12 protein-coding genes are annotated in these 13,942 nt (G+C 62.8%); 6 read left to right on the top strand and 6 right to left on the bottom strand.

What is annotated here, in order from left to right; genetic code table 11:
- Nucleotides 1-71 precede the first annotated feature (71 nt).
- The 4 genes from DBR47_RS22955 to ruvB all read left to right on the top strand — a co-directional run bounded on the left by DBR47_RS22955 (nucleotide 72) and on the right by ruvB (nucleotide 4,095).
- Nucleotides 72-1,565: a sensor histidine kinase gene (locus DBR47_RS22955; protein ID WP_231512465.1), complete on the top strand. Its 1,494-nt coding sequence runs from the start codon at nucleotides 72-74 to the stop codon at nucleotides 1,563-1,565.
- Between the two features lie 189 nt (nucleotides 1,566-1,754).
- A complete protein-coding gene (locus DBR47_RS22950) occupies nucleotides 1,755-2,408 on the top strand; it encodes a response regulator transcription factor (RefSeq protein WP_124454535.1) in 654 nt (217 codons plus the stop codon).
- A 43-nt stretch (nucleotides 2,409-2,451) separates the two neighbouring features.
- A complete protein-coding gene (gene ruvA, locus DBR47_RS22945; RefSeq protein WP_124454533.1) occupies nucleotides 2,452-3,024 on the top strand; it encodes a Holliday junction branch migration protein RuvA in 573 nt (190 codons plus the stop codon).
- Between the two features lie 9 nt (nucleotides 3,025-3,033).
- Nucleotides 3,034-4,095, top strand: a complete 1,062-nt coding sequence (gene ruvB, locus DBR47_RS22940) for a Holliday junction branch migration DNA helicase RuvB (protein WP_124454531.1) — start codon at nucleotides 3,034-3,036, stop codon at nucleotides 4,093-4,095.
- Nucleotides 4,096-4,198: 103 nt separating this feature from the next.
- Here the strand turns inward: ruvB and DBR47_RS22935 are convergent, their stop codons facing one another.
- The 6 genes from DBR47_RS22935 to DBR47_RS22910 all read right to left on the bottom strand — a co-directional run bounded on the left by DBR47_RS22935 (nucleotide 4,199) and on the right by DBR47_RS22910 (nucleotide 11,028).
- Nucleotides 4,199-5,134: a porin gene (locus tag DBR47_RS22935; protein WP_124454529.1), complete on the bottom strand. Its 936-nt coding sequence runs from the start codon at nucleotides 5,132-5,134 to the stop codon at nucleotides 4,199-4,201.
- Between the two features lie 181 nt (nucleotides 5,135-5,315).
- The gene (locus tag DBR47_RS22930; RefSeq protein WP_124454527.1) at nucleotides 5,316-6,416 is read right to left on the bottom strand and encodes a sterol desaturase family protein; all 1,101 of its coding nucleotides are present in this window, start codon (nucleotides 6,414-6,416) and stop codon (nucleotides 5,316-5,318) included.
- Between the two features lie 32 nt (nucleotides 6,417-6,448).
- Nucleotides 6,449-7,120: a histidine phosphatase family protein gene (locus tag DBR47_RS22925; protein WP_370454950.1), complete on the bottom strand. Its 672-nt coding sequence runs from the start codon at nucleotides 7,118-7,120 to the stop codon at nucleotides 6,449-6,451.
- 3 nt (nucleotides 7,121-7,123) lie between these two features.
- On the bottom strand, nucleotides 7,124-7,447 hold the full coding sequence (locus DBR47_RS22920; RefSeq protein ID WP_124454526.1) for a DUF1840 domain-containing protein: 324 nt from the start codon (nucleotides 7,445-7,447) through the stop codon (nucleotides 7,124-7,126).
- A 159-nt stretch (nucleotides 7,448-7,606) separates the two neighbouring features.
- Complete coding sequence (locus DBR47_RS22915) at nucleotides 7,607-9,745, bottom strand: bifunctional diguanylate cyclase/phosphodiesterase (RefSeq protein WP_231512464.1); 2,139 nt, start codon at nucleotides 9,743-9,745, stop codon at nucleotides 7,607-7,609.
- Entirely contained in the window at nucleotides 9,742-11,028 is a 1,287-nt protein-coding gene (locus DBR47_RS22910; RefSeq protein WP_124454524.1) for an HD-GYP domain-containing protein, read from the bottom strand. The genes DBR47_RS22915 and DBR47_RS22910 overlap by 4 nt, the downstream gene beginning before the upstream one ends.
- A 240-nt stretch (nucleotides 11,029-11,268) precedes the next feature.
- On the opposite strand from DBR47_RS22910, the gene pcaF reads away from it, so the two are divergent.
- Together pcaF and DBR47_RS22900 are read left to right on the top strand one after the other, a co-directional pair.
- Nucleotides 11,269-12,474, top strand: a complete 1,206-nt coding sequence (gene pcaF, locus DBR47_RS22905; RefSeq protein WP_124454522.1) for a 3-oxoadipyl-CoA thiolase — start codon at nucleotides 11,269-11,271, stop codon at nucleotides 12,472-12,474.
- Nucleotides 12,475-13,069: 595 nt separating this feature from the next.
- Nucleotides 13,070-13,912, top strand: a complete 843-nt coding sequence (locus DBR47_RS22900; protein ID WP_124454520.1) for an IclR family transcriptional regulator C-terminal domain-containing protein — start codon at nucleotides 13,070-13,072, stop codon at nucleotides 13,910-13,912.
- Nucleotides 13,913-13,942: the final 30 nt, after the last annotated feature.

Below are 13,942 nucleotides of genomic sequence, written 5' to 3'. Positions count from 1 at the left end.
CGCTGGCGGGTGAAAAGCCATCGACTCTGGGGAGTTCCAGCCGTGCCCCCGCTACTGCACAATCGCCCCTCATGCAAAAACGCACATCGAATCATGCGGGGACGGGGCAGATGGGATGGCTGCGCCGTTTCAATCCGATAGGTCTTGCCGCCGGCGCAAGCCTGCTGCTTGCGGCCCTGCTCTGGCCCGTTGCTGGCTGGTCGCAAGCCGCCAGCGGCGGGGGCGAGCCCATGCAGCTGCAGCTGGGCTTCTCGGCCCTGCAAGCGCATCAATGGCTGCTTGGCATGCTGCTGATTTTGAGCATTACGGCGGAGATCATCGCCCGCCTCTATCCGCGTGAATCGCAGGTCAGCTGTCTGGGCAGCATGATGCTGGCCGGCGTGGCCTATCAAGTCCTGCGTTTCGCCACCGTGGCGCCTGCGCTGTGGCTGCAGGCGGTGATTCTGCTGATGCTGGCCCTGGTGGTGATGTTTGGCATGCACTATCTGACCCGCCAACTGGACAAGCCTCTGCCCCGCCTGGAGCAGGCGCTGTGGTGGCAGGTATTCGTGGCGCCGGCCTGCGTGTTGATCGCGGGATTTTTCAGCGACTTCGCCCTGGCCCGCATCTGGCATGCCGCCTTGACGCTGGAGTTGGTCGTCCTGCTGGCCTGGTATCTGCGCCAGCGCTGGACTTCGCTGCAAGCGATCACCCCGGTCCCGGCCAAGGAGCGCGCCGATCTGCTCAAGCTAAGCGCCCTGATCGGTCTGTGCTGCCTGGCCATGCTGGGCGACCAAGCACTGGCCATGCTGCCCCTGCTGCCCGCCTGGACGGTGTGGCTGGTGCTGGCTCAGCCGGTGCTGATGATCGCCCTGGGCCTGCAGTTCGTGGCCAGCTTTGCGCGCGCCCGGCGCGACAGCGATCTGCGTCAGGTGCAAATCGAGCAAGGCATGGCCGAGAAAGTAGCCGAGATGGAGCGCAGCTTTGCCGGCACGGTGGAACAAAAGCTGGAGCAGGTGACCGAGCGCGAACGCAAGCGCATCGCCGCCGATCTGCATGACGACCTGGGCGCCAAGCTGCTGACCATCGTCCATACTAGCGAATCGGACCGCATCTCCACCCTGGCCCGCGAGGCGCTGGAAGAGATGCGCTTGTCGGTACGCGGCCTCACCGGCAAGCCGGTGCAACTGCTGGACGCGCTGGGAGACTGGCGGGCCGAGGTGGTGTCACGCCTGGGTCAGGCCAATATCCTGGCCGAGTGGAAGGCCCCGGCCGAGGATGTGGTCCACACCCTGCCGGCGCGGGCTTACGTGCAAACCACACGCATCTTCCGCGAGGCCGTCAGCAATATCATCAAGCACAGCGGTGGTACCCACTGCACCATCAGCTGCAATGTGCAGGACGGCGACTTCCTGGTCGTCATCCAGGACAACGGCCAGGGCATACCCGCCGAATTGGACGGACGCCTGGACCGCGGCCACGGCATGGCCAGCATGAAGTCGCGCGCCAAGCAGATGCATGGTCAATGCCTGGTGGAGTCCGGCCCCGGCTGGGGAACCGTGATTCGTCTCACGATTCCGCTCTGAATCTGCACCGAAACCGCCGCTAGCGACGACAATTCCCGGCTTGCTGCTTCAGGCAGCTAGGCGGCGGGCCGATAAAGCCTTACCGTTGGCAAGCGACGAACTTTGCGCTGCCCGCTGCTCCGCCTGAAACCAGACCTCGAACGAAAGACCGAGCGCCGGCCGCGCGCCCTCACAGGAAGCAAAACGACCATGGACCACATCCTTCTGCTTGAAGACATTCCTGAAATTCGCGCCTGGTTGAAGGCCTTGGTGAAACAGGTGTTCTCCAACGCTCAAATCACCGAATGCTCGCGCGTGCAAGATGCCCTGGCCTTGGTGAACAGCCAGCGCTTCACCCTGGCCTTGCTGGACCTGGGCCTGCCCGACGGCTCGGGCGTGGATGTGATCGCCGCCTTGCGCGAAAAACAGCCCGAGGTGCAGTCCGTCATCGTCACCATCCACGACGACGACGAGCATCTCTTCCCCGCCCTGCAAGCCGGCGCCTTCGGCTATCTGCTGAAAGAGCAGTCGCGCGAGCTGCTGTTTGAGCAGCTGCAGCGCATGAGCCAGGGCGAGCCGCCGCTGTCACCCTCCATCGCACGCAAGGTGATCGCGCATTTCGCTAACCAAAAGCGCCCACAGGTTGCGGCCGTGCTGCATGAAGTCTCGCTCACCGACCGCGAAACCGAGGTGCTCTTGCGCGTGGCCAAGGGCTACACCTTGCCGGAGATCGGCGTGCAGCTGGGCTTGTCCCGCCACACCATCGCCGACTATGTGAAGCAAATCTACCGCAAGCTCAATGTGTCTTCGCGTGCCGAAGCCGCTTTGGAAGCCCAGCGCCTGGGCCTGTTCGGCAGGAACTGAACGCCCCGCTTCGGCCCGCCAGGAACGACCCGATAATCAAGCGATGATAGGCAGACTCACTGGCGTCATCGCGGAAAAATCGCCCCCGCAAGTCCTCGTCGATGTCCAGGGCGTCGGCTACGAAGTCGACGTGCCCATGAGCACCTTCTACAACCTGCCCGGCCTGGGCGAGAAGGTCAGCCTGCTGACCCATTTCGTGGTGCGGGAGGATGCGCAGATCCTGTTCGGGTTCCTGAGCAGCGAAGAGCGCGGCGCCTTCCGGCAACTCATCAAGATCACCGGCGTCGGGCCCAAGATGGCCTTGAGTCTCTTGTCGGGCTTGTCGGTCGCGGAACTGGGCCAGGCGGTGACAAGGCAAGAGGTGGCACGCCTGGTCAAGGTGCCCGGCATCGGCAAGAAAACGGCCGAGCGCCTGCTGCTGGAACTAAAAGGCAAGCTGGGCGCCGATCTAGCCTCGCCGCTGACCCTCAGCAATGACAATCAGGCCGATATCCTGCAGGCCTTGATCGCCCTGGGCTATAGCGAGAAAGAGGCAGGCCTGGCCTTGAAAGCCTTGCCGCCGGATGTGGGCGTTAGCGATGGCATCAAGCTGGCCTTGAAGTCCTTGTCGCGATAATCCAGACGCATGAGCATCCAGACCGACGATTTCGCCAGCGCGCCGCAGCAGCAGCGCGTCATCAGCGCCGCCCCCACCTCGCCCAAAGAAGAGGCCATCGAGCGGGCCCTGCGTCCTAAGCTGCTGGATGAGTATGTGGGCCAGACCAAGGCCCGCGAGCAGTTGGAGATCTTCATCGGCGCGGCCCGCAAACGCGATGAGGCCATGGATCATGTGCTGCTCTTCGGTCCGCCGGGCCTGGGCAAGACCACGCTGTCCCACATCATTGCCGCGGAGTTGGGCGTCAATCTGCGCCAGACCTCCGGGCCGGTGCTGGAAAAGCCCAAGGATCTGGCCGCCATCCTGACCAATCTTGAGAAGAACGATGTGCTCTTCATCGATGAGATACACAGGCTTTCGCCGGTGGTGGAGGAAATCCTCTACCCCGCGCTGGAGGACTATCAAATCGACATCATGATTGGCGAGGGTCCGGCCGCCAGATCCATCAAACTGGATCTGCAACCCTTCACCCTGGTCGGTGCCACCACCCGAGCCGGCATGCTGACCAACCCCTTGCGCGACCGCTTCGGCATCGTGGCGCGGCTGGAGTTCTATACCGCGCTGGAATTGCAGCGCATCGTGACGCGCTCGGCCGCCCTGCTCAACACGCCCATCGACGCCGAAGGCGCCTTGGAGATTGCTCGCCGCTCACGCGGCACACCGCGTATCGCCAACCGCCTGCTGCGTCGGGTGCGCGACTACGCCGAGGTGAAAAGTAACGGCCATATCGGCAAGAGCGTGGCCGACAAGGCCTTGGCCATGCTGGACGTGGACCCGCAGGGCTTCGATCTGATGGACCGCAAGCTGCTGGAAGCCATTGTGCACCGCTTTGACGGCGGGCCCGTGGGCCTGGAGAACGTGGCCGCCGCCATCGGCGAAGAGGCCGGCACCATCGAGGACGTGATCGAACCCTATCTGATCCAGCAAGGCTATCTGCAACGCACGCCGCGCGGCCGGGTCGCCACCTTGGCAGCCTTTCGCCATCTGGGGGTGACACCGCCCAAGGTGGCTGGACAGCTGTTCGAGGAGTAAGTAACGACCCACTCAAAGGGCCGTGCTACTGAGTTCTTCCGCAGTCACGCCGACACAAAAAAAGCGACCCGAAGGTCGCTTTTTTGCATCTGTTCGAAATCGATCAGAAGTTGTGGCGGACGCCAACAGCCACAGAGTCAAAATCGCCGACCTTGTTGTTAGCGGTGCTGTCGATGGCGGTGTAGAAACCGTACACCTTGGTGCGCTTGCTCAGGTTGTAGTTGTAACCCAGGGTGTATTGCTTGGCGCCATTGGAACCATAAGCGCCGCCAGACTCGGTACCACCGACGTTCACGTGGAACTCGGAAGCGCCCATGGTGTACATAGCGGAGACGCGGCCGATATTGCGGGTCGGCTTGGCGCCGGTACCGATGTCTTCACGCTGGTAGTAGCCACCGAAGGTGAAAGCGCCCAGCTCATACAAGCCGCGGATGGCGTACTGGTTGGCATCGCCTTGGTTGCTGTAGCCAAAACCCAGGTGCAGAGGACCTTGGTCGTAGTTAGCCGACAGGTCGAAAGCGCGCTTGTCGACGTTTTCACCCGCGTGAGCGGTGATTTCAGCGGTGAAGCCGCCGTAGTTGGGGGTGAAGTAGCCGACCTTGTTGGATTCGGTCCAGCCCACGCCAGAGTACAGCGCGTCGGAAGAGGTGCCGGTGTCATGGTTGTGCATGGACACATAGTCGGCCGTAGCAAAGTAGGAACCATTGGTCCAACGGCCCAGCTTGACGGTACCGAAGCTGCCGCTCAATTGCACAGCGGCTTCACGATTCCAGAAGGCGGTGTTGGTAGCCTTGCCGTCATCGGAATTCAGACCGTGTTCCAGCAGGAAGCTAGCCTTCAAACCGCCACCCAGATCTTCGGTGCCCTTGAAGCCCAGACGCGAAGAGTTGTTCTGCACAACGGCCTTGCGGTCTTGGTCTGCAACCTTTTGGCTTTCAACCGAGGTGTTGATACGGCCCCACAGGGTGACCGAGCTTTGAGCGAATGCTGCGGGAGCTGCGACGGCGGCCAGAGCTGCCACGAGAGCGATCTTTTTCATCGTTTACCTTTGTGAGTTAAGTTTGTGCTGGGCTTCAATGCCCGGTCTTTGAGCGCAATGTGGAGCGAGTATAGAAGTCCGTAGTTCGGCGCCAAATCATTCGACGCGAAATTGCAACACTTATCTGATACACCCCTGGCCATGCGCTTCAGCACTTGCCTGGCCTTGATTTAGACCTGGATCAGGCGGGCTTGGTTTGACTCGACGAGACGGTTTGAGTCGCTCTGCTGCACAGCCGGGAGACCGCCCACAAACCCACCATCACCACCGCCAAGACCTCGGCCTGCTGCCACCAAGTCAGCAGATGCGCCTGCCACAAACCCCAGCTGGTCAGGCCCAAGACCAGCACAAACAACAGGCTGGCCAAGCGGCGGCGCAGGGGCGACACCTGGGGGTCATAGCGCTGTTGCGCCCTGGGGTCATAGGCCTCGCTCTTGGCGGCAGCGACTCCCGGCGGCTGCCAGTGCGCAGGCTCCCACCAGACCCTCAGCTTGTTGATCAAGCCTGGCGTCGCTGCTGTTTTTTTCAGCAAGAAGCCGTAGACATGCCAGTTGGCGACCCAGGGATTCCAGCTTTGCAAGGCGTCTCTTGTCCCATAAACACAGGGCTCCTCGTCCAGCTCTTCCTGAAAACTACCGAAGAGACGGTCCCACAAAATCAGGATGCCACCATAGTTCCGGTCCAGATAGGGGTCGTTGACGGCGTGATGAACGCGGTGGTTAGAGGGCGAGCAGAACCAGCGGTCAAACCAGCCCAAACGGCCGATCTGCTGGGTGTGGACCCAGTATTGATACAGCAGGTCGATCAAGGCCACCACCACAAAGACCAGGGGCGGGAAGCCGATCAAGGCCATGGGAAGGTAGAAGATCCAGCCCGCCAGCCAGCCACTGCTGGTTTGGCGCAGGGCGGTGGACAGGTTGTAGTCCTCACTCTGGTGATGCACGGCATGAGCCGCCCAGAACAAGGCCACCGTATGACCGAAGCGGTGATGCCAGTAATAGAGGAAGTCGTAGATCAGCAGGCCCAAACCCCAGACCATCAGGGAGTCCTTGGACAAACCGGGCAGCAAGGCCCAGTGCTCGTAAACCCAGACATAGATGCCCAGCGTGAACAGCTTGGTCAGGCCGCCCACCAATTGGCTGACCATGCCGAGCCCGATGCTGCTTAGCGCATCATTGAGTCGGTAGGCATTGCGGCCACGGCGCCGCCCCACCCAATACTCCACCCCGATCAGCAGAAAAAACAGCGGGGCCACGAGAACAATGATCTGTGCAGCTTCCATCGGCAAACCAAGCGGTCAAGAGTGGAGAGAATTCAGGCCCGAGCCGGCTTGGGCTCGTCCTGAGTCGAGGTCTGAGGGAGCAGTCCGTCGAGATGGAACTCGTCATTCCAACCCACGACGGTGAAGCCCTGCGGCGAATAAAGCAATCGGTTGATCGCCGCATTGCCCAGTTTCCAGCTGCGCGGGGCCGTCAATGACTGGCGCGAACCCGCCCGATGCAAGCAATCCAAGACGCCGCCATGCGTCACGATGGCCAGGGTTTGCCCAGGGTGAGCGCGTGCGATGCGCTCGAAGGCCGCCACGCTGCGTTGATAGAAGTCCTGCAAAACCTCGCCACCAGGGGCGCCGAAATCTGCATCCCGGCGCCGCCAGGCCTCGCTCTCGGCGGGCCAGCGGGCGGTGATCTCAGGCCAGCTATGCCCCTCGAACACGCCAAAGCTGCGCTCCCGCAACTCGGCGTCCAGGCGCAGCTCCAAGCCAAGTTCAGCGACCACCGCCGCAGCGGTCTGGCGCGCCCGACTCAGGTCGCTGGCATACAAGGCGTCAATGCCTTCGCCCACCAGCGCCCGCGCCAGACGCTGGGCCTGGGCCAGGCCGGTTTCATTGAGGGGAATGTCCAGCTGCCCCTGGATGCGCGCCTCGCGATTCCAGGCGGTTTCGCCGTGGCGAATCGCCAGGATGCGCGTGCTGCCGTCCAGACTCATGCCTCAGACACCCCAGACCACGTCTTGCCCCGCAGCAAGGCTGTAACGCAACAGTTCCACAAAAGGCCAGGCGCGCTGCTTGAGACTGACCTCGGCGCGCCGGGGTGCGGGCTCACCGGCCGCCTCGGCTTCGGCCACCGCTTGGGCAAAGCGGGCTTCGTCCTCGGCCACCGCCCGCTCCAGGTTGGCAATGGCCGGGGTCAGCTGATCCTTGAGCAAGATGCCTTGGGCCGAGGGTTCGCGACCGAGCAGGCGCAGGATCTGCTCGCCCTGTGGCCCCAACATGATCACATCGGCAGCGGCCTTGGACTTGAATTTATAGATCACAGCACCCTCCTTGTTCGCTCTTCACGGTCTGCCACCATTGTGAGTGCAGGCGCGCCGTTCGCCACTTGGGCAAACCAGCAAACAGGTGCGGCAAACTAGAGAGCTGCATCGAAAAAGGGCTCTGGAGATGCACCGCCTGCGATGCATTTCCAGAGCCCCTCAACCCAGCAGCCCGCCCAGCAGGTGGCGGCCGCTGCGACCTGGCGGCGCCTTGCCGCTGCGCCACACTCTTTCTTCAAACGCCGCCGCATCCAAGGCCGGCGCATAAAGAAAGCCCTGAAACTCATCACAGCCCGCCCGCGCCAGAAAGTCGCGCTGCGCCTCGGTCTCCACGCCTTCGGCAATCACGTGCAGGCGCAAGGCCTGCCCCATCTGAATGATGGCGTTGACGATGCCAACATCGCTAGCATCTGCCGGCAGGCCCTGAATAAAACTGCGGTCTATCTTCAAACGCTGAATCGGGAAACGCTTCAGATAGGCCAGGCTGGAGTATCCCGTGCCAAAGTCGTCGATGGACATGCATACACCCAGAGCAGCCAGAGCTTTCAAGCGATGCAAGGCCTCCTCGGCATCACCGAGCAAGATGCCTTCGGTCAGCTCCAACTCCAGCAAGGCCGGCGGCAGACCCGAGGATCGCAAGGCAAGGGCCACCGTATCCACAAAGCGGGACTGCTGGAATTGCAAGGCCGAGACATTGACCGCCACCGGCATGCGCCACCCCTTGCGCAGCCAGGCCGAGGCCTGCTCCACCGCTTGCTGCAGCACCCATTCGCCTATAGCCACCACAAAGCCACTTTCCTCGGCCACCGGGATGAACTCGGAGGGCGAGATCTCACCGCGCAAGGGATCGCGCCAGCGAATCAAGGCCTCGGCCCCGATCACCTGACCGCTGCTCAGCGCCAGCTGCGGCTGAAAGTGCAGGCGGAACTGCCCCTCTTGCAAGGCCTGGCGCATGGCGTGATCCAGGCGCATGCGCGACAGCAGATCCACTTCCTTGCGGGGGCGGTGGAAATGGAAGCCTCCGCGGCCGCTCTCCTTGACCCAGTGCATGGCCCGTTCGGCACTGGCCATCAACTCATCCGCATTGCTGCCATCGCCCGGGAACAGGGCAATGCCGGTGCTGCAGGTGACGGTAAAGCTGAGGGTATCGAAATTAAAGGGCCGGGACATGGTCTCCTGCACCCGGCGCGCCGCATGCTCGGCGCCGCGAGCGTCGGCCTGATGAATCAAGAGCGCAAACTGATCGCCACTGACTCTGGCCACCGAATCCACCTCACGCAGGCAGTCCTTGAGCCGTTCGGCCACTTCCTTCAAGACCCGGTCACCATAGGAGTGACCCAGGGTTTCGTTGATCTGCTGGAACCGATCCAGATCAACATTGAGCAGGGCAAACAAACCGCTTTCCCGCTTGGCCACGGCCTTCATGTATTCGATGCGCTCACCCAGGGCGCGGCGGTTGGGCAGGCCGGTGAGCATGTCCGAATGGGCCAACTCCTCGATGCGCTGGCTGGCGGCCAGCTTTTCGCTCAGATCGCGATAGGAGAACACCCGCCCTATCGGCCGGCCACGGCTGAACTGCGGCAGTGAGACCCGCTCCAGCACCCGGCCATCCAGCAGCTTGATGATGTCGCTGCTCTGCAGCAAGGGAGCGTCTTGAATGGCGGCCAAGCGAGCGGCGTAGGCCCCAGCTTCGCAAACGCTGCGCCGCATCCACAGCTGCACCGCCTCGTCATCCCGGGCCCGCAGCAAATCGACCGGAATGCCCCACATGGCCGCAAAACGGCGGTTGAAGGAACGCATGCGGCCAGCCAGATCGGCCACCAGAATGCCGTCGGCGGTGGACTCCAGCGTCGCCTGCAACTCGGCCACCAAGGCCTCCCGCTCGTCCTCGGACTGGCGCTGGCGCGTTTGGTCATACATGGCGACCAACCAATAGCCGCCGCGTGCCGGCAATGCACTCTCGCCCGGCGCAATAAAGGTGATACGGCGGGTCACCCACAGCAGATGGCCATCGGCATGGCGCATCATGGTCTCGGAATTGAGCAAGGCCCGAGGGTCGGTTGCCGCTTCCTGCCAGAACAAGGCATCTTCCGGCGTCTGCGCCAGCGACTCCACCAGCTGCCCCAGCAATTGCTCGGGCGGCACGCCCAGCAGGCGTGTCGCCGCCGCGTTCACGGCCAGGATGCAGCGGCTTTGCCCGTCCACCAACCAGGTCGCCTCCAGCAGGCCCTCCAGCAGGGCTGCGTACGGAGCAGGATCTGAGGTCGGAGGCGGTGCCTGGAAGGGCAGGACGTTCACGCCGCTAATTCCGCGTCGGCCATGCCGCCGGCGACGGGTTCAAAGAAGTAGGCCACACGGGTGCGCGGGCTCAGATAGTCCAGGGCGGCGCGCGGCAGCTGCTGAGCCTTGAGACTACGGCGTATGCCCAGATCGGGCTGATCTTCCAGATTCAGCACCAAGGCCTCGTCGCGCGGCACCTTGGGGTCATGCACCATTACCCGCGGCTTAAGCGGCCGCGAGGAGTTGACCGCAACGACCAGGGCGTAGCGGTCGTCGGTGAGTTGCACCGCCGAGCCCGGTGGGTAGACACCCATCATGCGGATGAAAGCATTCAGCATGGTGGCGTCGAAACGATTGCGCCCCTGAGCAAACATCAGCGACAAGGCCTCGTGCGGCGTCATGGCCTTGGAGGCCAGCAAGGGGTTGCACAAGCCGTCGAAACGGTTGACCAGGGCCACGATGCGTGCCCCGGCGCTCATCTTGTCCATATTGATGCGCTGGGGGAAGCCGCTGCCGTCGGCATTCTCATGGTGCTGGGCAATGATCAGCATGGGTGCCGGTGCCAAGCCCATGCCCTGAGCCAGGGCCACACCCTTGGCCACGTGCTGTTGGTAGATTTGCAACTCGGCCACCGAAAAGCCCTCGTCGCGATTGCGCAAACGGGCTTGCAACTCGATCTTGCCGATGTCGTGCAGCAAAGCACCCACGCCCAAATCCATCATTTCCTCGCGCCCGAGTCCGAAAGCTCGGCCCAGAAGCAAGGAGATGATGGACACATTCAAGGCATGGGCCGTGCTGCGATCGCCTGCGCCCTCGTTAAGCAGGCGGATATTGAGATCGCCCTCCACCAACATCTTGTCCAATAAGGCGCTGGTCAAGGCCAGGGAATGGTCTTTGGCATTGCGCGGGTCGCGCGGCACCAAGTCCATGACCTCGCGGAATGCGGCGGCTGCCTCACCATATTGGCGCTCGCACAAACTCAGGGCGGCGCGCTGCGCCAGCAAGGCCTGACGATGGGCTTCACGCGCCAACTCCTCGGCCGACATCGCTGGCACGACCTGCTCGGCCACGCTCGGAGTGACCGGTGGCACCGAGGAGTCGGTCAACAGCTCACTCTTGCTGGGGCTCCAGCGCACTTGCGTCAGGCCCAGGCGACGCAGAATCTGTAACTGCTCTTCGGAGGTCAGCTTGAAACTGCTGAGCGGGAATGGATGCGACATCCAGCCCAAATCCAGGTGGATGAACATTCCCACCTTGAGCTGGCTGACATCAATCAGCGGATCGGCAATTCTGTCCTTCATATCATTCCTACGCCTGTTCGGTGAGGCGCCCTCAAGTCCAGCATCGGCAGCCTATGCACAAAACTTAAGGTCTAGTGGGAGGAAACGCCCCGCCATACGCACAGCTCAATTTTCATGTGCAAATTGTCACGCCCATTCCTTGACCCCGGCGCAAGTGCGCGCTTAATATTGTTCATCAATTGAACTCAAGTTCTTATTGCGAACTTTTCAACCCTCAGCGCCTTTTGACTGGACCCCAGCATGAGCTCCCAAGCCTTTATCTGCGATGCCATTCGCACACCCTTCGGTCGCTACGGCGGCGCACTTTCCTCGGTGCGGGCCGACGATCTCGGCGCCATCCCGCTGCGTGCTTTGATGGCGCGCAATCCCGGCGTCGACTGGGCCAGCGTCGATGACATTCTTTACGGCTGCGCCAATCAGGCCGGGGAGGACAACCGCAACGTCGCCCGCATGTCCGCCCTGCTGGCCGGCCTGCCCATCGAAGTGCCGGGCGCCACGCTGAACCGCCTGTGCGGATCCGGCATGGACGCCATCGGCTCGGCCGCCCGCGCCATCCGCGCCGGCGAAGCCGGTCTGATGCTGGCGGGCGGCGTCGAGAGCATGAGCCGCGCGCCCTTCGTCATGCCCAAAGCCGAGACCGCCTTCTCGCGCAACAACGCCGTCTACGACACCACCATTGGCTGGCGCTTCATCAACAAGCTGATGAAGGAGCAGTACGGCGTGGACTCCATGCCCGAAACGGCTGAAAACGTGGCCAGCGACTTCGGCATCGAGCGAGAAGCCCAGGACCGCATGGCCCTGGCCAGCCAGCAGCGCGCCGTCGCCGCCCAGGCCTCGGGCTTTTTCGACCGCGAAATCACCCCCGTGCTGATCCCGCAGAAAAAGGGTGATGCGCTGAGCGTCAGCCGTGACGAACATCCGCGCGAAACCAGCTTGGAAGCGCTGGCCAAGCTGAAAAGCATCGTGCGCCCAGGCGGCACGGTCACGGCCGGCAATGCCTCAGGCGTCAACGACGGGGCTTGCGCCCTCTTGCTGGCCAACGAAGCCAGTGCGGCAAAAAATGGCTTGACGCCCCGCGCCCGCGTGGTCGGCATGGCGTGCGCTGGCGTGGCGCCTCGCATCATGGGCATCGGGCCCGCCCCGGCCAGCCAGCGCGTGCTGGCCCAAACCGGCCTGAGCCTGGCGCAGATGGATGTGATCGAGTTGAACGAAGCCTTCGCCGCCCAAGGTCTGGCCGTGCTGCGCCAACTCGGCTTGCGCGACGATGACCCGCGCGTCAACCCCAACGGTGGTGCCATTGCCTTGGGCCATCCCTTGGGCGCCAGCGGAGCGCGCCTGGTGACAACCGCCATCAACCAATTGCAGCAAACAGGGGGCCGCTACGCGCTTTGCACCATGTGCATCGGCGTCGGCCAAGGTATTGCCCTGATCATCGAAAGAGTCTGAAGCTCCGTAAAGCCTGAGCGTCAGCCGAGCCACAGCCATGTAAAAAACTTTCGGCAGGGTGCGCCCAACGCCCCAGAATTAGCACTCAATCCCGCGGCCGCCAGAACCTAGTTCTTGGCGGCCGCTTTGTTTCCGCTATGTTTCTGGCGCCAAAAAAGCCCGCAAAAAAGGGCGCAGGGTGTACAAAAACGCCACAACCGTGGGATACTGGATCCAAGAGGGAGTTGAGATCCGCACATTTGCAGAGCCAAACATGGCCGCATCGACCCAGCCGCCGCAGCGCAGCAAGGTCGCCCCGCAGGGTTGAGCCTCCAAAGAATTAATCCGTTAGCTCCCTGTCATCCCGTTTCAAGAAACCAGCTTTTCGCACTGCCGCCTGATCGCCGCTCGATGTTTTGAGCGACTCATCGCCCGCCGACACCCGCCCTTTTGGGCCGTGGGCTTGGCTATTGGCAAATCGCACCAACATGGTGCACAACAGTGCGCACATCGCCCGGCTTTCGTGAAACTTACGGACAAACTAGGGGTTGACTTTTATAGTTCGCACTTTTCGACCTGCGCTCTTCGGTTTTAGGGCGCCTAACGCACACCATCCATGTCAGCTGCTCGCGCTTTTGAAGACCAAGTCAATCTGGCGTCCCTGGCCACGCCAGCCTCGCCCAGCCTCGCCCCCGAGCCCCAAGGCCCGCTGAAACGCGACCTGGTGGCCGGCCTTGAAAAAGGCTTGGCCGTGATCGAAGCCTTCGATCAGGAACGCCCCCGCCTGACCATCAGCGAGGTGGCCGTGCGCACGGGTCTGACCCGTGCCGCCGCGCGCCGCTATCTGTTGACCCTGACCCATCTGGGCTTTGTCTCGCAGGATCGCAAGATGTTTGCGCTCACCCCCAAGGTGCTACGCCTGGGCCAGAGCTATATGCACTCGGCTCGCCTGCCACGCATCGTCGAGCCCGAGCTGCACAAGCTGGCCTACGCGCTCAAGGAGGCCAGCTCGGCCGGCGTGCTGGACGGCAACGACGTCATCTGCATCGCCGCCACCAGCGCCGGTCGGGTCGTTTCGCCCACGCTGCAGCCTGGCACCCGCGTGCCGGCTCATTGCTCGGGCAATGGTCGCGTGCTGCTGGCCGCCTTGCCGCCGGAAGAGGTGGATGCCTGGATCAAGCGCCAGGAATTGGTGGCCCTGACCCCCAACACCATCGTGCTGCCCGAGCGCCTGCGCATCGAGATCGCCCGTGCGCGCTCGCTGGGCTATGCCTGCATCGACCAGGAATTGGAAATGGGTCTGCGCACCGTCGCCGTCCCCCTGCGCAACTACCGCGGCGAAGTCGTGGCGGCCATGAATATCAGCGTGCATGCCTCGCGCATGAGCATGGAGCAATTGGTGGAGCATTGCCTGCCTCCGCTGCTGCAAGCCCAAGCCCATCTGCGCATGCTGCTGTAAACCTGCTCAGACCCACACAAGCAAAAGCCC

Origin of the sequence: Paucibacter sp. KBW04, assembly GCF_003852425.1 — a bacterium.
Classification (GTDB): domain Bacteria; phylum Pseudomonadota; class Gammaproteobacteria; order Burkholderiales; family Burkholderiaceae_C; genus Paucibacter_A.
This window is presented reverse-complemented; position numbering and strand designations above follow the sequence as displayed.